The sequence below is a fragment of the Megalodesulfovibrio gigas DSM 1382 = ATCC 19364 genome, from assembly GCF_000468495.1.
GTDB lineage: Bacteria > Desulfobacterota > Desulfovibrionia > Desulfovibrionales > Desulfovibrionaceae > Megalodesulfovibrio > Megalodesulfovibrio gigas.
The window spans coordinates 2,229,023-2,251,175 of the sequence record NC_022444.1 but is presented as its reverse complement, the minus strand read 5'-3'; the positions used below and the strand labels follow the sequence as shown (position 1 = coordinate 2,251,175).

The 22,153-nt window shown below is 62.4% G+C and carries 18 protein-coding genes; 9 read left to right on the top strand and 9 right to left on the bottom strand.

Annotated features, from left to right (window positions below; genetic code table 11):
- Positions 1 to 46: 46 nt before the first annotated feature.
- On the bottom strand, positions 47 to 1,246 hold the full coding sequence (locus DGI_RS09880) for an aspartate aminotransferase family protein (RefSeq protein WP_021760848.1): 1,200 nt from the start codon (positions 1,244 to 1,246) through the stop codon (positions 47 to 49).
- Positions 1,247 to 1,275: 29 nt separating this feature from the next.
- Positions 1,276 to 1,752 (bottom strand): dUTP diphosphatase, encoded by a 477-nt coding sequence (gene dut, locus DGI_RS09875; RefSeq protein ID WP_027193249.1) that lies wholly within the window; start codon positions 1,750 to 1,752, stop codon positions 1,276 to 1,278.
- A 191-nt stretch (positions 1,753 to 1,943) separates the two neighbouring features.
- On the opposite strand from dut, the gene glgP reads away from it, so the two are divergent.
- Positions 1,944 to 4,511, top strand: a complete 2,568-nt coding sequence (glgP, locus tag DGI_RS09870; RefSeq protein ID WP_021760846.1) for an alpha-glucan family phosphorylase — start codon at positions 1,944 to 1,946, stop codon at positions 4,509 to 4,511.
- 94 nt (positions 4,512 to 4,605) lie between these two features.
- A complete protein-coding gene (locus tag DGI_RS09865) occupies positions 4,606 to 4,860 on the top strand; it encodes a hypothetical protein (RefSeq protein WP_021760845.1) in 255 nt (84 codons plus the stop codon).
- A 13-nt stretch (positions 4,861 to 4,873) separates the two neighbouring features.
- On the opposite strand, the gene DGI_RS09860 is transcribed toward DGI_RS09865, so the two are convergent.
- On the bottom strand, positions 4,874 to 5,311 hold the full coding sequence (locus DGI_RS09860; protein WP_021760844.1) for a hypothetical protein: 438 nt from the start codon (positions 5,309 to 5,311) through the stop codon (positions 4,874 to 4,876).
- A 148-nt stretch (positions 5,312 to 5,459) separates the two neighbouring features.
- Between DGI_RS09860 and DGI_RS09855 the strand changes: the two genes are divergently transcribed.
- The 3 genes from DGI_RS09855 to DGI_RS18780 all read left to right on the top strand — a co-directional run bounded on the left by DGI_RS09855 (position 5,460) and on the right by DGI_RS18780 (position 7,468).
- Positions 5,460 to 6,053, top strand: a complete 594-nt coding sequence (locus DGI_RS09855; RefSeq protein WP_144284165.1) for a hypothetical protein — start codon at positions 5,460 to 5,462, stop codon at positions 6,051 to 6,053.
- A gap of 88 nt (positions 6,054 to 6,141) precedes the next feature.
- Positions 6,142 to 7,071 carry a hypothetical protein gene (locus tag DGI_RS18785; protein ID WP_027193248.1) on the top strand — a complete coding sequence of 310 codons (930 nt, stop codon included), beginning with the start codon at positions 6,142 to 6,144 and terminating at the stop codon, positions 7,069 to 7,071.
- Positions 7,052 to 7,468 (top strand): PqqD family protein, encoded by a 417-nt coding sequence (locus tag DGI_RS18780; protein WP_021760841.1) that lies wholly within the window; start codon positions 7,052 to 7,054, stop codon positions 7,466 to 7,468. Before DGI_RS18785 ends, DGI_RS18780 begins: the two co-directional genes overlap by 20 nt.
- A gap of 9 nt (positions 7,469 to 7,477) precedes the next feature.
- On the opposite strand, the gene DGI_RS09840 is transcribed toward DGI_RS18780, so the two are convergent.
- The 4 genes from DGI_RS09840 to DGI_RS09825 form a co-directional block, all read right to left on the bottom strand.
- Complete coding sequence (locus DGI_RS09840) at positions 7,478 to 8,140, bottom strand: potassium channel family protein (protein WP_021760840.1); 663 nt, start codon at positions 8,138 to 8,140, stop codon at positions 7,478 to 7,480.
- A 30-nt stretch (positions 8,141 to 8,170) separates the two neighbouring features.
- Positions 8,171 to 9,532, bottom strand: a complete 1,362-nt coding sequence (locus tag DGI_RS09835) for a TrkH family potassium uptake protein (protein WP_021760839.1) — start codon at positions 9,530 to 9,532, stop codon at positions 8,171 to 8,173.
- A 157-nt stretch (positions 9,533 to 9,689) separates the two neighbouring features.
- Positions 9,690 to 10,367 carry a DUF47 domain-containing protein gene (locus tag DGI_RS09830; protein ID WP_021760838.1) on the bottom strand — a complete coding sequence of 226 codons (678 nt, stop codon included), beginning with the start codon at positions 10,365 to 10,367 and terminating at the stop codon, positions 9,690 to 9,692.
- Between the two features lie 32 nt (positions 10,368 to 10,399).
- Positions 10,400 to 11,635: an inorganic phosphate transporter gene (locus DGI_RS09825; RefSeq protein ID WP_021760836.1), complete on the bottom strand. Its 1,236-nt coding sequence runs from the start codon at positions 11,633 to 11,635 to the stop codon at positions 10,400 to 10,402.
- A gap of 248 nt (positions 11,636 to 11,883) precedes the next feature.
- Here DGI_RS09825 and DGI_RS09820 point away from each other — a divergent pair, with 248 nt between their 5' ends.
- A complete protein-coding gene (locus tag DGI_RS09820; protein WP_021760832.1) occupies positions 11,884 to 13,689 on the top strand; it encodes a sensor histidine kinase in 1,806 nt (601 codons plus the stop codon).
- A 124-nt stretch (positions 13,690 to 13,813) separates the two neighbouring features.
- On the opposite strand, the gene DGI_RS09815 is transcribed toward DGI_RS09820, so the two are convergent.
- Complete coding sequence (locus DGI_RS09815) at positions 13,814 to 17,395, bottom strand: two-component regulator propeller domain-containing protein (protein WP_021760830.1); 3,582 nt, start codon at positions 17,393 to 17,395, stop codon at positions 13,814 to 13,816.
- Between the two features lie 209 nt (positions 17,396 to 17,604).
- A complete protein-coding gene (locus DGI_RS09810) occupies positions 17,605 to 17,865 on the bottom strand; it encodes a ferredoxin (protein WP_021760828.1) in 261 nt (86 codons plus the stop codon).
- Between the two features lie 121 nt (positions 17,866 to 17,986).
- On the opposite strand from DGI_RS09810, the gene DGI_RS09805 reads away from it, so the two are divergent.
- The 3 genes from DGI_RS09805 (at position 17,987) to DGI_RS09795 (ending at position 22,071) form a co-directional block, all read left to right on the top strand.
- Positions 17,987 to 19,171: an AI-2E family transporter gene (locus tag DGI_RS09805; protein WP_051286626.1), complete on the top strand. Its 1,185-nt coding sequence runs from the start codon at positions 17,987 to 17,989 to the stop codon at positions 19,169 to 19,171.
- A 120-nt stretch (positions 19,172 to 19,291) separates the two neighbouring features.
- A complete protein-coding gene (locus DGI_RS09800) occupies positions 19,292 to 20,818 on the top strand; it encodes an alkaline phosphatase (RefSeq protein WP_268741853.1) in 1,527 nt (508 codons plus the stop codon).
- 92 nt (positions 20,819 to 20,910) lie between these two features.
- A complete protein-coding gene (locus DGI_RS09795) occupies positions 20,911 to 22,071 on the top strand; it encodes a YibE/F family protein (RefSeq protein ID WP_021760822.1) in 1,161 nt (386 codons plus the stop codon).
- The last annotated feature ends 82 nt before the right edge of the window (positions 22,072 to 22,153 follow it).

The following is a 22,153-nucleotide window of genomic DNA, read 5'->3' as shown; positions in this document are numbered from 1 at the left end:
TTGCAAAAGGTTTTCCCCCGAGAGTTCTTTTCAAAAACAACGTGCCCTATACGTCGGTCAGCGCCTCTTCCAGGGCCTTGGCAAAGGCTTCCAGATCGGCTTCGGTAATGGTCAGGGGCGGCAGCAGGCGCAGCACTTTGTCTTGCGTCACGTTGCACAGGAAGCCGGCCTCCAGGAGCTTTGTCCAGACCGGGCCGGCCGGGGCAGTCAGCTCAATGCCGAGCATCAGCCCCAGTCCGCGGACCTGGGCAATTTTATCGGGCAGGCGGTCCCGAATCTCCAGGAACCGGGCCTTGAAGCGCTCGCCCAGCTTGGCGCTGCGTTCCACCAGCCGTTCCTTTTCGAGGATTTCCAAAACCTTGAGCGCCACCACGCTCACCACCGGCCCACCGCCGAAGGTGGTGGCATGGCTGCCAGGGGCAAAGCCGGAAGCGGCCTCGTCCGTGGCCAGCAGCGCACCCATGGGCAAGCCGTTGGCCAGGCCCTTGGCCATGGTGACGAGATCCGGCTGCAGATCGTGATGCTGGAACCCGAAGAGCCGGCCCGTGCGGCCCAGGCCAGTCTGGATTTCGTCGATGAGGAACAGGATATCGTGCTTGCGGCACAGGGCCTGCACGCCGTGCAGGTATTCCCGGGTGGCCGGCCGCACGCCGCCTTCGCCCTGGACCACCTCCACCATGATGCCGGCCGTGCGCTCGGAGATGGCCGCCTCCATGGCGGTCAGATCCTCCCACGGCACGGTAACGAAGCCCTCGGGCAGGGGTTGGAAGTGTTCCTTCACCTTGCCCTGGCCCGTGGCGGCGATCATGCCCAGGGTCCGGCCATGGAAAGAGCCTTCCAGGGTGATGATTTCGTAGGCATCCCGCGATTTCACGGTGCGCATGTAGCGCCGGGCCAGCTTCACCGCGGCTTCGTTGGCTTCTGCCCCGGAATTGCAGAAGAAGGCCTTGCCCAGGCCGGAAAGGCGGGTGAGCACCTCGGCCAGACGCACCTGCTCCTGAGTGTAGCAGAGGTTGGAGGTATGCACCAGGCGCAGCATCTGATCATAGGCGGCCTGGGCCAGGTCCTCGCGGGCATGCCCGCAGTTGACCACGGCCACGCCGGCCAGCAGATCCACATAGGCCTTGCCCTCGAAGTCGTACAGGCGGCAGTCTTTTGCGGAAGCGATTTCCAAAGGATACCGGCCGTATGTGCGGCAAACGGCCGCCTGCTCCCGGGCCTTCAGGGTGCTGAAGCGTGCATCCATGACAATATCTCCTTCGCGTAGCGCGTGTCTTACCGCGTGCCGGTGTGGCCGAAGCCACCGTCACCGCGGGACGTCTCATTCAATGCATCCACCACCGCAATCTCCGGCAGCCGGACCGGCATGACCACCAGTTGGGCAATGCGATCCCCGGGCGAAACAGTGCGCGGCTCCTGGGAGGTGTTGAGCAAAAACACCACAATCTCGCCGCGATAGTCCGGATCGATCACCCCCACGCCCTGGGCCACCACAAGACCGTCCTTGGCGCCCAGGCCGGAACGGGAGAAGACAAAGCCGGCCAGGCCGGACTCGGTCAGCTCCATGGCCATGCCGGCCGGCATGGCTCGTCGCTCTCCAGGCATGAGGGTGGCGGGGGCATCGATGCAGGCCCGCAAGTCCATGCCGGCACTGCCGGTCGTGGCCGGCCTGGGGCCGGCGGGACCGTACTGCAGCACGCCTTGGGGGGTGAGGGTCAGCCTGAGCTGGGGGACAGAAGCGGCCAAGGACATGTTGTTCTCCGAAACGTCATCATACCGCCATATGCGGCCGCGCTGACTTTGATAGTGAGGGAAGGCGTTGCCGTCGCGCCAAAATTCTGCCATGGAAGAGCAAAGCCTGCCATGGACGGCGGCAGACGTCGCGTTGTACGCCGGAATCTCGCCACCGGCAAGCACCCTCCAGCCTGTTATGAGGAAAGGACATGCAGCCACTGCGCGTTTTCAGCGTTGCCCCCAAGCTGCCTCGCCCCTTGGAGCCCTTGCGGGAGCTGGCTTACAACTTCTGGTTCTCCTGGAATCCGAGAATCGAGGAATTGTTTGCCCAGCTGGACCCCAGACTGTGGCGGGAAACTGCCAAGAATCCCGTACTGTTCCTGAACCGCGCCCCGCAAAGCCTGCTGCAATCTGTGGCGGCGGACGAAAACTACCTGGAACGGCTCAAGGAAGCCAGGGCCAGCCTTGAGCAATACACCACCCGCACCACCGGCGGCGTCCCCTTTCCCCCTGCAGAATCCGGACAGCCTGCAGTGGCCTACTTCAGCCTGGAATACGGGTTTTCCCTGTCCATGCCCATTTATTCCGGCGGCCTGGGCATTCTGGCCGGCGACCACCTCAAGTCAGCAAGCGACCTGAACACGCCGCTGGTTGGCATCGGGCTGTTTTATCTCAAAGGATATTTCCGCCAATACCTGACGCCGGACGCCTGGCAGCAGGAGCGGTATCCTGTTAATGATTTCGAACAAATGCCTGTTGTCCTCTTGAAGGACGCCGCCGGACAGCCCCTGCTGGTGGATGTGGATCTGGCTGGGCAGACGCTGTATGCGCAAATCTGGCGCGCCCAGGTGGGCCGCATTGCCTTGTATCTGATGGATACGAACATCCCGCAGAATCCCGAACACCTGCGGGCCGTCACCGCCAACCTGTACGGCGGCGGGCTGGAGATGCGGCTGTGGCAGGAAATCCTGCTGGGCATCGGCGGCATCAAGGCGTTGCGGGTGCTCGGGCTCACGCCCAAGGTGATCCACATGAACGAAGGTCACAGCGCCTTCGCCGGGTTGGAGCGCATTCGCCATTACATGAAGCGCGAAGGGCTTTCGCTGGAAGCCGCCCTGGAGCTTTCCGCCTCCACCTCCATCTTCACCACTCACACCCCTGTGCCAGCCGGCAACGACCGCTTCCCCTCGGACCTCATCCAGCGGTATTTTGAAGGCTATGCCCGGGACATGGGCGTGGCGTTCAAGGTGTTCATGGCCCTGGGCCGCGAAGACCCCCGCGACGACAGCGAACACCTGTGCATGACCGTGCTGGCCCTCAAGCTCTCCCGCTTCAACAACGGCGTCTCCCGCCTGCATGGCCGGGTGTCGCGCACCATGTGGCAGCGGGTCTGGCCCCAGTATCCCCTGGAAGACGTGCCCATTGGCGCCATCACCAACGGCGTGCACGCCCCCAGCTGGGTGGCGCCGGACATGGCCCTGCTCTATGATCGCTACCTGGGCGGCAACTGGCGCGAAGATCCGGACTGCACCCGTGCCTGGAGCCTGGCGGATACCATCTCCGACTCCGAACTCTGGCGCACCCACGAGCGCCTGCGCGCCCGGCTGGTGGACTTTGTCCGCTGGAAACTCAGAAAGCAGATGGAATCCAAGGGCGTGGGCCGGCGGCTGCTGGAACTGGCCAGCGAGGTGCTGGATCCGGACGCCCTGACCATCGGTTTTGCCCGCCGCTTCGCCACGTACAAGCGCGCCGGCCTGCTGCTGCGGGACAAGCAACGGCTGTTCTCCCTGGTTTCCAACAAGGCCCGGCCCGTGCAGTTCGTCTTTGCCGGCAAGGCCCACCCGGCAGACCAGGGCGGCAAGAAGCTCATCCAGGAGCTGGTGCAGTTCTGCCAGCAGGAAGACTGCCGCATGCGCATGGTCTTCCTGGAAGATTACGACATGGACACCGCCGCCCACATGGTCCAGGGCGTGGACGTGTGGCTGAACACCCCCCGCCGGCCCCTGGAAGCCTGCGGCACCAGCGGCATGAAAGCCCTGGTGAACGGCGTGCTCAACCTCTCCACCCTGGATGGCTGGTGGGACGAAGCCTACAAGCCCGACAACTCCGTGGGCTGGGCCATCGGCCAGGGCGAGGAATATGAGGACGACGAGTATCAGGACTTCGTGGAGAGCCAGACCCTCTACAACATCCTGGAAAACGACGTCATCCCCCTGTTCTACGACCGCGACCACTCCCGCCTGCCCAAGCACTGGGTGCGCCGCATGAAGGCATCGCTCAAGGAGCTGGTGCCCCTGTACAGCGCCCACCGCATGGTGGAAGACTACACCCGGCAGGCCTACATCCCGGCCTGCGAGAACTTCGACAAGCTGCGCCAGAACAACTACAAGGCTGCCGCCGAACTGGCCACCTGGCGCATGGACATCATGACCCGCTGGAGCGGCCTGCAGATCCAGAACATCCAGACGGATGCTCCGGCCGCCCTTACCGTGAGCGAGACCGTCACCGTCACCTGCGAAGTGCTGCTCAACGACATCAAGGCCGATCATCTGTTGGTGGAGATCTACTCCGGCCCCCTGGATACGGACGGCCGCTTCACCTCCCGGCTCACCTTCCCCATGCAGCCCGCGGGGCAGCCGGTGAACGGCTGGCAGCGGTTCGAGGGGCAGGCCCAGCCTGAGGACGCCGGGCGCTTCGGCTTCACGGTGCGCATTCTGCCGCGCCACCCCCTGCTGCTGGATCCCCATGCCCTGGGGCTCATCAAATGGGGCGCGTAAGTCCGTTCATTGCACCATCAAGTCATAATCAGACGGCCCGCTGCGCGATGCGGCGGGCCGTCTCTTTTCCACCTTTGGAGGGCAGACAGTCATCATGATGAGTATCAACGATTTTTTGGACAATGAGATCCCGGATCTGCATCTGGAAGAGATGCTCATGGTCCTGAACACCATCACCATCAACAAGGATCTGCCCGAGGCCGACCGTGTGCTGGAGCTGGGCTGCTGGTTTTCGCCAGACGGGCTCTCGTTTTCCCGCATTCTGGACAACCCGGCCGACGCCGCGAGCAAGCTGGTCATTTCCCTGGATGCGTTCGGGAAGCTGACGCTGGAAGTGGATGCGCTGTAGCCGGCGCGGCGGCTCAGAACTTGAACAGATTCAGGTTGCCGCCACCCTGCTTTTCCACGTTGGAAAAATAGTCGCCGGCGTTGGAGCCGCCTTTCTTGGCCGGGTTCTTATCCCGGGTGAAGAACCCGTCGTCCCGGGTGCCTTCAGCCGCCTGGGCCGTGGCCTGCTTGCTGGCCGGATCGATATACCAGTACCAGGTGGCAGCCCCGCCCAGAAAGACCACCATCAGCCGCTGCGCCTCGTTGGAATACACCTTGCGCTGGCATTGGGCGATGGACATGTCCTGCATGCAGGCCATGTCCTTTTCCTCCACCAGGGCAAAGCCGCGCAAGTCCGGCATGGGGCGCATGGTGTCTATGCGCACCGCTTCCTTGGGAATTTCCAGCGCATCGAACGCGCCGGCCGGCGCGGCCCAGACCATGGCCACAACAAGAGCGAGAATAAGGCGCATGTGGAATCCTTCTGAAAGAATGTTTGCGCTGCCTTGTATTCTAGTGCGCCGGCCGGCAATTGGCAAGGCAGGATCAGAACAGTCAAGGTGCCCAAAGCGCATGGACATTTTTCCGCAAAGTCGCTATCGTCCTCCCATGAAAAAATTGTTGCTGCCACTTCTTCTGTTGCTGGTGTTGCCAGGAACGGCGCAGGCGCAGTTGCCTTCGGAACTGTTCGGCATTGTGCTGGGGGAACCGGTGGAGAAATACCGATCCCTCCTGAACATGGAAACCGATGCGCGCGACCGGGACGCCCTGTACGTTAACGAAGTGGATCTCAAAAGCGACCTGCTCCCCGGGATTCGCGGCGGCAGTATTTCATACGGCAACTGCGCCAATCCTGGCGTGGTGGTGGGCGTGAAGCTCAAACTGGACGATCCGGCCCAGAGCACCTTCAATGCCCTGTACACCCGCTACGAAAAAGCCTTCGGCAAGCCCGACGAGTACCAGGGCGACGCCTTCAGGACCGTCATCGCCTGGAAATGGCGGTTCCGTAAGGACAACATGGAGGTGCAGGTGGTGCTCACCTGGTCCAAGGATCCAGAAATGCGCCCCGGCACATCCATCAAATTGCGCCAGCGCACCCTGTGGGAGGCGGAATACTTCTGCCAGCAACAGCAGCGCGGCAAGAGCGGGAGCACAGATGCCGGCACCCCCCTCGCCCCCCAGGATCTGGACCGGTTCCTGCCGAAGACTCCGTAACCCGTACCCTCGCGCATCTCTGGCCGCGCCCCGCTGATCCCCCCATGATCGCGCCCGGGCAGAGGTGGTGCGCCTGGACGATGTGCCTATGGTCGCAGCACCCTCCGTGCATTGGGCCTGGCAAGGGCTCTGCTTTGCCTTGCCGGCCGACTGGGACGTCACCGTGCTGGAGAAGGCCTATCTCCGGGCCGACGACGCTGCCGGACCGCGGCTGGAAATCGTCTGGCGGCAGAACACGCCCATGGCCGAGGCGGCCCTGCGCTCCCGCCTGCAACGGCTGCTGCCTGATGCAACCTTCGATTTTTCCTCCGGCCCGACCCTGCACGCGCTCCCAGGCGTGCTGGCCTTTCGCTTTGCGCGGCCGCCCGAATCCCGCAGCCCTGCCGGCGTGGGTCTGGTGCTGGATCTGCCTAACCAACGCTCGGCCATGCTGCTGGTGCATCAGCCCCATCCCGACGGCGAAACGCTTCGGGCCGACTGCACCGCCACCGCCGCGCTGCTGGGCAGCCTGACCGTGGCGCCCGCCGGCGCACTGCAGCCATGGCAGGCCTTCGGCCTGCGGCTGGCCGTGCCGGCGACGTATGCGCTGCAACGCTTTCATTTTCAGCCGGGGCATTTTCATCTGCAGTTCAACGGCCCGGCCCGGGGGCTGTTGCGACGGCCCGAAGGCATCGTCACCTTTGATCGATTGGGGCCGGCCAGCATGCTCTTGCGCGGTCGATCTCTCCAGGAATGGGCCGCCACCTTTCATCCCGGCCTGCCCCTGGACGAGCGCACCCGGGTTGCCCACCCCGGGCCATGCAGCGCCCGCTGGCGCGCCTGTTCGCGCTGGTCCGAAACACAAACCGGGAACTGGTGGCGGACCATCTGGGGAGACCCCGGAGACGACATGGTCCTTTCGTTATGGCTTGATGACGAGGACACCAAGATCATGGCCCTGCTTGCCCGCGGCGCACCTGCCCGGGAGGAACCCCTGCTCCGGGAGCTGTGCGCCCACTATGCCATCGTCCCTGCATGATCCCAGCGCCCCCCCCACCCGGGAGCAGGCCATGGCTGCCGTGCCTGTACCGCATGAACAGGTGGAGACGGTGGTGACCGAAGCCGGCGCCACCCGGCTGGTGTTTCCCCTGGCGCATCGGCCGTGGGTCAAGCGCTTGGCTGCGTTCACCCGCACTGCCTTACCCTCGGCCGGCACCAAGGCCCTGGAACTGGACGAACTCGGCGCCTGGACCTGGCGGCTCATCGACGGGCAGCGCACCGTGGCCGACATCTGCGCCGAATTCGCCGCATCCTGGCGACTGCACCCGCGGGAAGCCGAACTGGCCGTCACGGCCTTCCTCCGCGAGCTGGGCAAGCGCGGTCTGGTGCTGCTGCGAATGCAGAAAGTGGATGGCCCGCGCACCCGGGAGAAGTGATTTTGCCCCTCAGCTCTCGATGCGGTCCAGGCGATCTTCCGCCCCGATGATGAGCAGCATATCCCCGACATTGAGCACCTGATCCGCCTTGGGAATGTAGGAATAGTCCTTTTCATCCGGACGTTTGATGCCCACCACCTGAAGGTGGAAGCGGTTGGTGAGGTTCAGATCGCGCAGGGTGCTGCCGGCCCACTTTTCCACGATCACTTCCTGCAGGGCCACCCCGCTGCCCAGGGGAAAATAGTGCACCAGACCCGGCACGGCCAGGTGGTGGGCAATCTGTTTGGCGACGTACTGTTCCGGAAACACGACAAAATCCGCGCCCAGCTTGCGCAGGATCTTCTCGTGCTCCTCGCTGATGGCCTTGCACCAGACCTGCGGCACGCCCAGTTCCTTGAGATTCAGGGTGGCCAGCACGCTGGCTTCCAGGGAATGCCCGCTGGAAACAACCGCGTGGGTCAGATCGCCAAATCCCAATTGGCGCAGGGCGGCCTTGTCCGTGGCATCCGCATGGTACACATGCTCCAGGATGTCGCGCATGGCGCCCACCCTGCTTTCGGAACGGTCCAGCCCAATCACCGTCACCTTCATCTCCACCAGCCGCTCGGCCAGGGCAGACCCGAACTTGCCCAGGCCCACAATGCCCACTTCCAGCCCTTTTTTTGCTGCCATCGCAAACGCTTCCTGTCGCAAGTGCCTGAATCAGCCGATCATGCAGCGCTCATCGGCCCAGCGGTACCGCGGCGACCGTTGCCAGCTCTGCATGACGGAAAGGAACACGATGGGCCCCAGCCGGCCCGTGAACATCAACAGCATGATCACCACCTTGCCCGGTGCGCTCAGGGTGGGCGTGACACCCGTGGAGAGCCCTACGGTGCCGAAGGCCGACACCGCCTCGAAGGCCAGATCCAAAAACCGTTCCCGCACCATCCTGTCCGTCCCGCCTGCCTCGGTGATACATAACGCCATGATGGCCGCCAGCACGGCGAGCACGGAAAAGATGGTCAGAATGATGGCTCTGTTCAGGGTATCGGCATCCACGGCCCTGTTTCCCACCACGGTTTGTTCGCGCCGCCGCAGTTGGGAACCGATGAACCCCAGAATCACACGAAACGTGGTGGTCTTGATGCCACCGGCCGTGGACCCCGGCGAACCGCCCACGAACATCAGAAACATCATGAACAACAAGGTGATGCTCGAAAGGCTGGCGATGTCCACGGTATTGAATCCGGCGGTGCGGCAGGTGACGGACTGGAACAACGCCGCCAGCAGAAAATCATCCGTTTCCAGATGGCCGATGCGGATGTCCGTCATCACTTCCATAAACAGAATGGCCACCCACCCGCCCACGATGAGCCAGGCCGAGGCGCGCAGCACCAGCCGCGTGTGGAAACTCAACCGCGGCTGCAAGGTCATGTGCCGGTGCCGCAATCGACGGGGCAGCACCATGGCCAGTTCCGTGAGGGTGGAAAACCCCAGCCCGCCGAGGATAATAAGGAGCATGACGATGCCATTCACCGCCCAATCGCCCCGCCACTGCATCAGGCTGTCCGAATACAGCCCGAATCCGGCGTTGCAAAAGGCGGAAATGCTGTGGAACACGGCGCCGAAGACGGGAAATCCCTGGGGATCCGCCAGGTGCAAGGCCAGGGCCCCCAGGGCCTCGATGCCAAACACGCCGGCAAACAGCGCCACCAGGAACCGGCCCAGGTGGAAGCCCTGGTCGTGCAGCAGGGTCTGTCCCACGGCAATGCGATCCGTCAGGGACACCCTGTGTCGCCACAGATAGAATGCCAGACTGGCGAAGGTCATGATGCCCAGCCCGCCGGCCTGGATGAGGGACAGCAGTACCCCATGCCCAACAGGACTGAAGGCTGTGCCCGTATCTACCACAGCCAGGCCGGTGACGCACACGGCAGAAGTGGCGGTGAACAGCCCGTCCAGCAGGGAAACCTCCGTGCTGCCTTCACTCACCGGATGCGCGAGCAGAATGCCGCCCAGAAGAATGGCGGCGGCAAAGCTCACGATGGGGAGCATCAACGGAGAAGCAAGGGATACCCGCATGCATGCCCGGACCTGTTCGCTCGTTGCCTCGGCTCAAACAAGCGGAAGCGCCAGCCATATGCCACTGAATCCCAATACTGTCCAGCCGCCCGGCAATCAAGCAATGGAGCGGCTGGGCAGATGGGTGCGGAATGGCCCGGCAGGGGCATGCGCGGTGCTACTTGGCGATCATGGCGCGCAACAAATCGGCACAGCCCTCGGTATTGTGGCTGACGGAGTACATTTCTTCCACAAATTCAAGGAGCTGGTGGAAATCCTTGAATCCTACCTCGGCATTGTAAATGTGTGAGGTGATGCTGTGATACCGCTTGAAGACCACTTTGTGGCTGGTCCTGACAGTGCGGATCAGGTTCTTGGTGACGGCCCTGTCGTAGTGCTTGCCGTGGAGCAATTCCACAGTGGACTCCAGGGCAGGCCGCAGCAGCTTGACGGTCTCCGTCACCTCCCCCACAAACTCCAGCATTTCCTTGTGAAATTCCAGCGGGATGGCCAGTGGACGCACAAAGAGCACGTTGAGGGCTTTTTGCCCTTCATCAAGAATGTTGTCCTGCCGTCTGGTGTAGTCGAAAAACACCGTCCGATCCACGGGCAGAAACAGCCCCCTGGGTAAGTGATTGCGGATGGAGCGTTTGATCTTATCCGCCTGATCTTCCAGCACATCCACTTCACGGGTCAGGTCCTCAAATGCCTTGCAGTGCCCTTCGCCGCCAATGTAGCATTCAAGTGACTCTTCCATGAGCTTCACGCCATCGGAGATCTTGTCGTAATGATCAAGCAACTGCCGCAATGGAGAATGGCTCGAAAGCAGCCCAAAAAACGGAACACGCAGAAACATGATGGGTCTCCTTGAGAGTCAGGCAGAATGCACTACAATATCATCCAGCGCAGCAGCTGGAAAATAACAATACAGGTAAACGCCGCCACCGGCACCGTGAGCACCCAATACAGCACAATCTTGAACAGGATGCGGAAATCCACCGCTCCAAACCCGCGGGCAAGCCCCACGCCCACCACAGAACCCACCGCCGCATGCGTGGTGGAGACGGGCAACCCCAGCACCGACGCGCCAAGCACGGTGGTGGCGGCGCCGAACTCCACGGAAAAGCCCCGGCTGTTGTTGAGTTCTGTTATTTTTTCGCCCATGGTCACCATCACCCGTCGGCCAAGCAAGGCAATGCCCAAGGCAATGCCGCCGCCACCGATCATCAGCAGCCAGATGGGCACTTCCACCTGCGAGGCCAGGGAATGATCTCGCGCCACCATATACACCGCCGCCACGGGCCCAATGGCGTTGGCCACGTCGTTTGCCCCTTGCGTCAAGGCCACAAAACAGGCCGTTCCCACCTGCATGCGGCTGAAAATCGTCTCCACGCCAGCATAGCACGCCGATAGGTTCCTGCACCAGATGATGACGAAATACCGGCCCACATACCAGGCCAGGGCAGAAATCCCCAGGGCAACCAGCAACTTGATTTCCGCAGCCCAGGTCAGGGCCTTCCCGGCCGGCGTCTTGTACATCAGCGAGAACACCACCAGGGACGCGGTGATGGCAATCCAGATGGGCGCCCAGCGCCGCGCCTGAGGAATGATCTGCGGATGGTGAAAAATCTTCTTACGGATGAGACTGAAAACAACAAACCCCAGCAGCCCACCAAAAAACGGCGAGATGATCCACGAAATCACAATGCCGACCATTTTCAGCCAGTTGACAATATCCGGTCCGCCTGCAACCAGGCCGAAGCCAAGAATGGACCCCACAATGGAATGCGTGGAGGAAACCGGCAACCCCGTCAACGTGGCTGCCAGCACCCAGAGGGCTGCGGAAAGCAGCGCCGCAAACATCCCAAGAACCAATATCTTGGGATCACTGATCATGTCGATATTGATGATGCCCTTGCTGATGGTAGCCGTCACGTGCGAGCCCAGCAACACCGCGCCGGCAAAGTTCAACACCCCGGCAATCAACAAAGCCTGCCGAACAGTGATGGCCTTGGCGCCCACGGAGGACGCCATGGCGTTGGCCACGTCGTTTGCGCCAAGGTTGAAGGCCATCAAAAAGCCTGCAAGCATGGCCAGCACAATGAAAATTTCGTAAAATGTCATGCATGGTTCCAGGCGGTGGGCTTGGCAGTGTTGGGGAGTCCGCTGGTTTCCTCGCCCCTGTGCATTCCGCGCTGCATTACCCTTGGCCGCTTTGTGTGTCAAAAGGTTTGTCACCGAATCGTAACAAGCCGGGCGTATCGCTTGTTTATGTTACAGTTTAGTGACATATTGCGCCACAAGCAACGAATAATCACGACAATACAATAAAATAAATGATGAATAATTTTTGTCACAATCACTCGCCACAGATGCAGGCCGGCACGCGCACCCTTTCCTTCCGCATGCGGATGTTCATTTCCTTTGGGTTGTTGGCCATTGTGTGCCTGGCCCCCATGCTGGTGTATTTCCATTCGTCCATGGGAGTCATCGCCATTCAGGATGCCGAAGACCGCGCCAGGCGGGACATGCGGCTCTTGCTGTGGCTGCTGCAGCAGCACGGTCCTTTTGGGGTGGAAGAGGACCTGGACGCATGGTGCAAGGCGGCAGGGGCGCAGCTCGGATTGCGCATCACCTACATGGAGCACGGCGTGGTCCTGACGGACTCGGAGATCGGCAGCGCCAGGCTGCCGTTTCTGGAGGATCACTCCTCGCGCCCCGAGGTGGAACAGGCACTGAAACATGGCGAAGGCCTGGCCATGCGCCAAAGTGCCACCCTGGGCAAAAGCCTGGTGTACGTGGCGCGTCTGGTGGAGCCCGGCCTGCAGGGCGAGCGAGGCGTGCTGCGTCTGGCCATCCCCTTGTCCCAGGTGCAGGCGCAGGAAGGCCGCCTGCTGCAGGCCATCAATTGGCTTGTTCCCCTGAGTCTGGGGGCCATGCTGCTGCTGGGCTTGTGGCTGTCGCGTTCCCTGGCGGCGTCCATCCTGAAGTTTTCATGCACCGCCCTGGCCATCGGCAACGGGGACTACTCCCGCAGACTGTACACCAGCCCGGGCCGCGAGTTTCTCCCGCTGCAACAGTCCGTCAACACCATGGCGGAGCAAATCCAGGCCACTATTCTGGGCCTTGCGGAACAAAAGGGGCAGCTGGAGGCGCTTTTCAACGGCCTGGCCGAGGGTGTACTGCTGCTGGACGCCTCCGGCACGGTGGAGTCCTGGAACAATGCCTTCCGCCAGGTTTTCAAGGACATGCCCCCAAAAGCAGGCCGGCACCTGCTGGAAATCACCATGGAGCCTGCCTTGCAGCACGCCGTGCACCGCATTGTCGCGGGTGAGATAGCCGCGGTCACCATGGCCTTGCCCCGGGGAGACAGGGAATACGAAGTGTCCATCACCCCCTTTCGGGATGCCCATGCCGTGCGCAAGCTGGTGCTGGTGTTTCGGGATGTGACCGAAGCGCACCGCCTGGAGCGGGTGCGGCGGGACTTCATCGCCAACGCCTCGCACGAAATGCGCACCCCCCTGACCACCATCGCCGGCTATGCCGAAACCATGCTCGAACAGGAACCCCTGGACCAGACCATGGCGCGAAAGTTTCTGGGAATCATCCACAAGGCAGCCTGGCGCATGGCCGGGTGCGTGGACGGCATGCTGGCCCTGTCCCGCATCGAGGCCGGCGCCTGGCATGCAGACATGGCCTCCCACTCCCTGGCGGCACTGCTGGAGGAAGGCGTGGAGGAAATCCGGCCCAATGCCGAGCGGCATGCCGTGCAGGTGACATGGCATCTGGAGGACGATCAGATGCTCGTGTATGCGGATGAGGAAGGCTTCAGGACCGTGCTCAAAAACCTGCTGGAAAACGCCGTGCGCTACAGCCCTGCCGGCGGAGTGGTGACTGTGAAGGCCAGCCGTGCCGAAGACCGCGTGCGCATTGCCGTGGCGGATCAAGGCCCCGGGGTACCTTCAGAAATCCGCGGCCGGGTTTTCGAGCGGTTCTTCCGCGCCGCAGACCAGCAAGGGCGACGCTCCGGCGGGGCGGGGCTGGGCTTGGCCATCTGCAAGCACATGGTCCAGAGCATGGGCGGGACTATTCGGGTGGAGGGATCAAGCCGGCCGGATGGGCAGGGGGCCACCTTTGTGCTGGAACTGCCCAGCCCCCAAAATGGATTCGAAATTTAACTATAACAAGCCATTAGAGCACGTTTTTTTGAAAAAGACCTTCGGGGGAAAACCTTTCTAAAGAAATGTTCTTCCCCCGAACCCAAAGACTTTTTATTATGATNTTTTTCAAAATTAAAATGCTCTAAACACTGCCATCCTGCGCAAGCGCCGGCAAGTCCACCTGCACCACGGTGTAGCGGCCTTCCTCGCTCGCCACGGTGAGCAGGCCGTCGTGCCGCGCGACGATGTTGGAGCTGATGGAGAGTCCCAGCCCGGTGCCCTCGTTGCGGGGCTTGGTGGTAAAGAATGGCTGGCAGACCTTGCCGAGGTGTGCCGCCGGGATACCCACGCCCGTATCGTGCACCTCCAGCCGTACATGGTCGGACTTTTCATCCGGCACATACACCCGCACCGTGCATGTCAGCCGAGTGGCATCGTCCTTGAGGCGTTTTTCCTTCAGGGCATGGAACGCGTTGGACAGCAGATTCAACAGCACCTGCTGCAATTCCCGGGCGCGGCACTGCACGTGGGGTAGTGTGTCAGGCAGTTCCACTTCCACGTGGAACCCTTCCTTTTCGAAGCGATAGCGGGAAAGGGACAGGCTGTCTGTCACCACCTCGCGCAGGTCTGCGGGCTTGGGTTTTTCGCGGTCGCTTCTGGAGTAGGACAGCAGCCCCCGGGCAATGGTGGCCACGCGATCCGCAAGCAGCAGGATCTTCTGCGTCATGTCGGGGATGTCACTGCCATAGCCGTCCTGAAGCAGTTGCGTGTAATTGATGATACCGGTGATGGGATTATTGATTTCATGGGCCACGCCCGCGGCCAGCTCGCCGATGCTGGCCAACTGCCCGGCGCGCAGGGCTTCGGCCTCCAGCTGTTTTTTCTCCGTCACATCCAGAGCAATGCCGCACAGGGCATAGGGTTCGCCATGGGCATCGCGAAAGGCCACCTGTTGCACCAGGAGCAGACGGTTGGCGTATGCCATTTCAAAGATGGCACTTTTGCCCAGGTCCCAGGCTTCCTGGTCGGCCGCGCTCAGCAGAGCGACAGTCTCCTTGTCGAATATCTCGGCATCCGTCCGCTCATGCACAATATCCTGACATGTCTGGAAAAAATTCTCGAATTGCGGATTAATGAGCGTGTAGCGCCGCAGGGCATCCTTGAGGGCAATGGCGCATGGCGCGTGCTGCATGATGCCCTGCAGTTGCGCATGGGTGATGGCCAGGCTCTTGGTGCGTTCGGCCACCAAATCCTCCAGCCGCCTGTTGTGCTGCTTGATGAGCCGCACGCGCAACGAATAAAACAAATACAGCGCCGTCAGGGCTGCCACCCCCAGCAGCACGCGGAACCATGCCGTCTGCCAGAACGGCGGCAGAATGTGCACCACCAGTTGCAGTTCCTGAGGATTCCAGGCGCCGTCGCTGTTGGCTGCCCTGGCCCGGAAGCGGTATTGCCCCGGTTCGATGCTGGTGTAGCTGGCGCTCCAGCCTGGACGGGTGGTGATCCAGTCCTGGTCGAATCCCTCCAGCATGTAGGCCACGGTATTCTTGAAGGGGGCTGAGAAATCCAGGGCCGCGAAGGAAAAACGGAACAGGACATCCCGATGCGACAGCGTCACCTCGCGCAGCAGTGTGACGTTCTCCTTCGTCGCCATGGGCGCATTCATGATGGAAACGCCCGTCAGCACCACCGGCGGCAGGTGCGGGTTGGGAAGAATGCGGTCCGGATGAAACCAAGTGAGTCCTTTGAGACCGCCGAAAAACATTTCCCCCGTGGCGTTGCGGAAGGCACTGCGCTCCATGAACTCGTACCCCTGGAGGCCCTCCAGGGGGGTGTAGTTGCGTACCTCGCGGGTCATGGGGGTAAATCGGCTCAGGCCCTTGAAGGTGCTGACCCACAAATCGCCCACACCATCCTTGAGCATGGCGGCAATGAACAGATTGGGGAACTCGCAGCCTTGCGCCGGGGTGAAGGGAAAGAACTGTTCCGCGGCCAGATCGAACAGGCACAGCCCGCTGTTGGTGCCCACCCAGAGCGTGTCTGGCCCGGGCCCGGCCAGCAGGGCGGTGACTTTGTCATCCAGCAGGCTGTGAGGATTCTTGGGGTCGTGCTCCCAATGGCGGAAGCGGCCGGTTTCCCGATCCAGCAGATGCAGGCCGCCGCTGGTGCCGAGCCACAGACGGCCGCCGTGCTCCAGGATGACGCGCACCCGCTTGTGTTGCAAGGCATCCGGATTGCCGGGATCGGCATCGAAGCGTTCCACCAGTCCGGTGCGTTTGTCCAGGCGGTTGAGGCCTGCCTTGCTCAGGCCGATCCAGAGACTGTCCTGCCCGTCGTCATATATGCAGTAGACATTGTTGTGGCCGAGGGACTGCGGATTTTTCTTGTTGTGCGCATGCTGGATGAACTCGCCGGTGGTTCTGTCCAGTTGCAGCACGCCGGCGTCGGAAGTGCCCAGCCACAGACGGCCCTCCTTGTCCAGGGCCAGGGAGCGCACCTCCTGCGCAGGGAAGGAGCCCATACCGGCGCGGTAGACTTGCACCTGGCGGGTGGCGAGGTCCACCCGGTTCAGACCGCCATAGGTGGTGCCCAGCCACAGGATGCCGTGTTCGTCCTGCAGCACGGCATTTACGTTGCTGTCTGAAATCCAGTCTTCGTGCCAGGGCTCGCTCCGGATGAGATGAAACTCCTGGGTGCGCGGATTCATCTTGCACAGGCCTTCGGTGTACGTGCCCAGCCAGAGGATGCCGGAATCGTCTTCCAGCATGCTGTACACATCGTCGCTGCTCAGGCTGTGCGGATCAAAGGGATTGCGCCTGTATCGCAAAAAGCTGTCGGTTTCGCCGGCAGTTGCCGCAGGCAGGCGGCGTGCCAGGCCGGCATCCGTGCCCACCCACAGAATGCCCCGGCTGTCCCGGAACAGAAACTTCACCGAATCGCCCGCCAGATACGACGCCCCCTCCCCTGCTGCAGGGTCCAGGTGGTACAGTCCATCGCTGCCGCCGATCCAGACGCCATCGCGCGATTCGGTCAGCAGGCATTGGATGGTCCCCACAGCCAATGGCTTTCCCGACGCACCAGGAGCCTGCCCGTACTCGGCCAAAACCTCCCCTTGGGGGGTCAGGCACAGCAGCGATTCTTCGCTCCCGGCCCAGATGCGGCCGTGCTCGTCCTGGGCCAGGGCCTTGACGGCCCGCAGGTGCACCGGCGAACCATCGGCACGGCTCGGCTCCAGATGCACAAAGGAGCCATCCGGCTGCATCCGGTCGATGCCATTGGATGTTCCCACCCACAACACCCCCTGGGCATCCACCAGCAGGGCCTCTATTTCGTTGCTGGAGAGACTGCCGGGATTGTTCGGGTCGTGCATGAACGCGGTGAAGCTGTCGTCCTCACGATTATAGCGATTCACCCCTCCCGCGCTGGTGGCGGCCCACAGGACGCCTTGCGCATCGACCACGAGGGTGCGGATGCCGTCGTCCGACAGCCCTCGACCGGACTCGTCCCGGGACTGGTAAACATGAAAATTGAGGCCGTCGTACCGGTTCAGGCCATCGTAGGTGCCGAACCACAAAAACCCTTGCGAATCCTTGACGGATGAGAGCACCGAGGCCTGGGACAGCCCCTGCTCCAGGCCGATGCGCTCGAACCGGAGGTCCACCGGCAAGGTGGAGGCCGTGCCCGGACCGGCCAGTCCCGCGCCCATGACGACCAGCAGCACCATCAGGACAAGAACGCGTTTCGCGTGCCCGTGTTGGGCTGGGTGGCGCAGGCCGGGGGATGCAACACGAGGCGGGCGCATTGCGTTTTCAGCAGCAAAAGGTGCTGGCGAATCGTGGCGTATAAATCATCTGCACCACCAACCACATCTGCCCGCGCTTGTCCAGCACCCCGGATTCCGGCGGAGAATACCCATTTCTTTCGGGGGGGTGATCAGACATCCTGGCATTCTTCATCATCAAAGCTGATGCAGTCCTGGGGGCAGAAGCTGATGACTTCCTGGGCTTGATCCTGGGGCACGAGCTCCTTGAGCAGGCGGGGGCGCTCCGTGTTCTCGTCCCAGCCGAAGACGTCCGGGGCCAGGCTGGTGCAGGCTTCGCAGGCGGAGCAATCGCCGAGATCCATGGTGATGCGGCGCAGGCGGGGGGCGACGACAGTGGAAGGCTTTGGGGACATGGGGGGCGTGGGGGACATGGGGGGGCGCTCTCCTGTGGTTCATGTCTTGGTATTGCGGCGTTCTTTTGGTAGAATAGCCCATCCGCCGGGTTCCGCAAGGGCGGAAAGCCTGTTCCCTCATCCTTTCAGGAGATTTTCCGTGACCACCCCCCAAACGGATGCCGCCGAAGCCCCGTCGCCAGTTGAACTCCCCGCCCCGCCATGCGAGGTGCATGCCTCCCAGGGATGGATGCAACTGTTCTTTCATCGTGGCATCCGGCCCTTTCTGCTGCTGGTGCTCTGCTATGCCTTGTACATGGCGTACGGCGTGCTGGAGCCCTTCCTCACGCAGCTCATCCTGGCCACGGTGCTGGCGGGATTGTTCTCCCCGGTCCAGGAGCACCTGTCCACACGACTCAAGGGCCGGCGCAGCCTGGCATCCTTGTGCGTGGTGCTGCTCATCTGTCTGGTGATCATCCTGCCCCTGTACCTGGTAACGGCAGCCATGGTGCAGCAGGGGCTGGAGTCCAGCGCGAAGGTGAAGGAATGGGTGGACCAGGGCGGCCTGGACGCCTACACCACCAGCGACTGGAAATCCCAATGGCAAGAATGGGTGGCAGCGCACGTGCCCTATGTGAACGTCAAGGAGCTGGATTTGGAAGGCAATCTGCTGACCATCTTCCGCACCGCCTCGGAACGCTTTCTGGCCCAGGGGGCGAATCTGATCGGCAACGCCGCCGGCCTGCTCTCCAATTTCTTCATCACCATGTTCCTGGTGTTCTACCTCTCCCGCGACGGCGCCGCGCTGATCAAAAAAATCAAGGCCCTTTCACCGCTGCGCGAAGAGCAGGAAGACCGCATCATCGCCCGGGTCCGGGCTGTGGCGCGCTCCGTGCTGCTGGGCTCCCTGGCCACCGCGGTGCTGCAGGGCATTGCCGGGGCCATCGGCTTTGCCATTGTGGGCATCCCTGCGGCCTTCTGGGGCGTGATGCTGGGGTTTGCATCCTTCATTCCCGTGGTGGGCACGGCCCTCATCTGGATCCCCGCCGTGGCCTATCTGGCGTTGATGGGTTCCTGGACCATGGCCATCTTCCTGGCCATCTGGTGCGCCGTGGTGGTGGGATCCATCGACAACTTTGCCCGGCCCTATCTGATGCAGGGCGAGGCGGAGATGAGCCCGTTTTACATCTTCCTGGCCCTGCTGGGCGGCTTTCAGACGTATGGCATCCGCGGCCTGCTGTATGGCCCGCTGGTGCTGGGCTTCGCCATGGTGATGCTGACCATCTATGAAGAGGAATTCCGCGAACAACTGCCAGTGGATGCGCTGGAGCCGCCCGGGGAGTGACGCCGCAGACGGGCGGCGCAACAAGTTCACCTGGTCGTCACGGTATCTCCACATTCACCGTGCACAAGAGCGGTGTTTGAGCCTCTTCATAGAATTTTTTTTGCATTGGAGGAGAAATCCATGATCGCGCGCTTCCCGGGCATGACCCGCCTGGCCCGTGTCGTTTGCATGGCGGCTCTGGCCGCCTGCGTGGCCTTGCCTGCCGCTGCGGCCCCTGCTGCGCAGCAGGCCAAGTACATCTTTCTGTTCATTGGCGACGGCATGGGCATGCCCCAGCGCACTGCCGCCGAACAGTTCCAGGGCAAGCCCCTGGTCATGAACACCTTCCCGGTGCAGGGCATCGCCGCCACGGATGCCGTGGATCGCTTCATCACCGATTCCGGCGCCGCCGCCACCTCCATGGCTTCCGGCGTGAAGACCCTGGTGGAAAAGATCGGCGTGAACACCGCCCTCAAGCCCGTGAAGACCGTGGCGGAAATGGCCAAGGATCGCGGCATGAAGGTGGCCATCCTCTCCTCCGTGTCCATCGACCACGCCACCCCGGCCTGCTTCTACGCCCATGTGCCCAGCCGTGGCGGCTACCATGAAATCGACATCGCCCTGGCCAAGTCCGGCTTCGATTTCTTCGGCGGCGGCGACATGCGTGACCCCGACGGCGCCCGCGCCAAGAAGAAGGACGAATCCTACCAGCCCCTGGGCGACGCCGTGGCCATCGCCAAGGAAAACGGCTACAAAATCATCACCAGCAAGCAGGACTTCATGGCCCTGAAGCCCAGCGACGGCAAAGTCATCGCCTGGAATGACTGGCGCCAGGACGCCGGGGCCCTGCCCTACCAGATCGACACCCGCGCCGAAGATATCAACATCGCCGAATTCACCGAAAAAGCCATCGAAATGGTGGACAACCCCAAGGGCTTCTTCATGATGGTGGAAGGCGGCAAGATCGACTGGGCCTGCCACGCCAACGACGCCGCCGCGGCCATCCACGACACCCTGGTGTTCGATCAGGCCATCCAGAAGGCTGTGGACTTCGCCAAGAAGCACCCCAACGAGACCCTGATCCTCGTCGCCGGCGACCATGAATGCGGCGGCCTGACCCTGGGCTACGCCGGCACCAAGTACGACACCGACTTCGAAGTGCTGGGCTCCCAGAAAATCTCCTTCCAGAAATTCGACGCCGAAATCTTCAAGGACTTCCAGGGCGACTTCGACGCTGCCAAGGCCCTCATCACCGAACACTTCGGCCTGAAGTTTGAAGGCGACGCCAAGAAGGACGTGCTGGTCCTTTCCGAATACCAGATCAAGTTGCTGCAGGACGCCTTCGAAGCCACCAAGATGGGCAAGAAGGAACGCGACGCCAACGAAGAAACCTACGTCCTCTACGGCGGCTACAATCCTCTGGGCGTGGCCATCACCCACGTGCTGAACCAGAAGGCCGGCCTGTCCTGGACCTCCTTCTCCCACACCGGCGTGCCCATCTCCGTGTCCGCCATGGGCGCCGGCGCCGACAAGTTCACCGGCTCCTACCACCTGGCCGACATTGCCCTGCGGACCATGGAAGTGATGGGCGAGCCCGGCAAGCCCGTGATCATGGAATCCGCTGCTGCTGCCCCCGTGGCCGTGCCTGCCGCCGTGGCCGCCAAGTAGTACAGTAGTACCCATTCCTCTGTTGCACCCTCATGCCGGGCGGCGAGGCCACATGCCTTGCCGCCCGGCCTTGTCTTGCGGAGCCTCCCATCATGATTCCCTCTGCCCCCTGCAGCATTCGCCGCGATGCCCTGGTGGTCGCATTTTTTGTCCTTGTCTGCACCGCGTTGCTGTTCCTCCCCACCGGCTTCGAGGAACGCAGCCAGGGCGGGGATGCCGAGCGCATCCGTGGCCGCATCATCCACGTGGACGACACCCATGTGCAACGCTTCGGCATTCTGCGTCAGGGCGAGCAGCTCGTCATCGTGGAGGCCCTGGAGGGCCGCTTCAAGGGGCAGCAGTTCCGGGCCCAGAATATTTTGCAGGGCCGCATGGATCTGGACAAGCTCTACCAGCCCGGAGACACTGCCTTGCTGGTGCTGACCATCAATGGCGAGGGTGAAGTCATCTTCGTCAACCCGCAGGACCATTATCGCCTGGGGCTGGAATTCCTGCTCCTGGGGCTCTTTGCGGTGCTGCTGCTCGCCTATGGCCGCTGGACCGGCCTCAAGGCGCTGCTGTCCTTTGTGCTCACGGCCCTGATGCTCTGGAAGGTGCTGGTGCCCAGACTGCTGGCTGGCTGGGACCCGTTCTGGCTTTCCATCGCCGTGGTCACCTTCCTGACCATCTCCATCATCACGCTGGTGGCCGGCCTCACCCGCAAGGCGCTGGTGGCCCTGCTCGGTTCCCTGCTGGGCATCCTGTGCAGCGCGGCGCTGGCCTATTACTTCACGCTGCAGTTCCGGGTGCATGGGGCGGTGCTGCCGTTTGCGGAAACCATGTTGTACTCCGGCTTCGGGCATCTGGATCTGGTGAAGCTCTTTGTGGGATCGGTCTTCATCGCCGCCTCGGGCGCAGTGATGGATCTGTCCATGGACGTGGCTGCGGCCATGGATGAAGTGGTCTGCAGCAAGCCGGACATCACCCGGCGGGAGGCCCTGCGCTCGGGGCTCAATGTGGGCCGGGCCGTGGTGGGAACCATGACCACCACCCTGCTGCTGGCCTATTCCGGCGGCTACATCACCCTGCTCATGGCCTTCATGGCCCAGGGCGTGCCGCTGACCAACCAGTTCAACCTGCTCTACGTCTCCGCCGAGGTGCTCAAGACCCTGGTGGGCAGCTTCGGGCTGGTCACGGTGGCGCCCTTCACGGCCGCCATCGGCGCGCTGTTGTTCGTGCGGCATGCCCCTGCCTGTGCCACCCCTGAACGCTGAGTGCCGGCCACGTCCCTGCACCGCGCAGGAAGGCCGCGCAGATTGTCGTTGCTTTCTCGCGGGATTCAGCTAGGCTGAACGG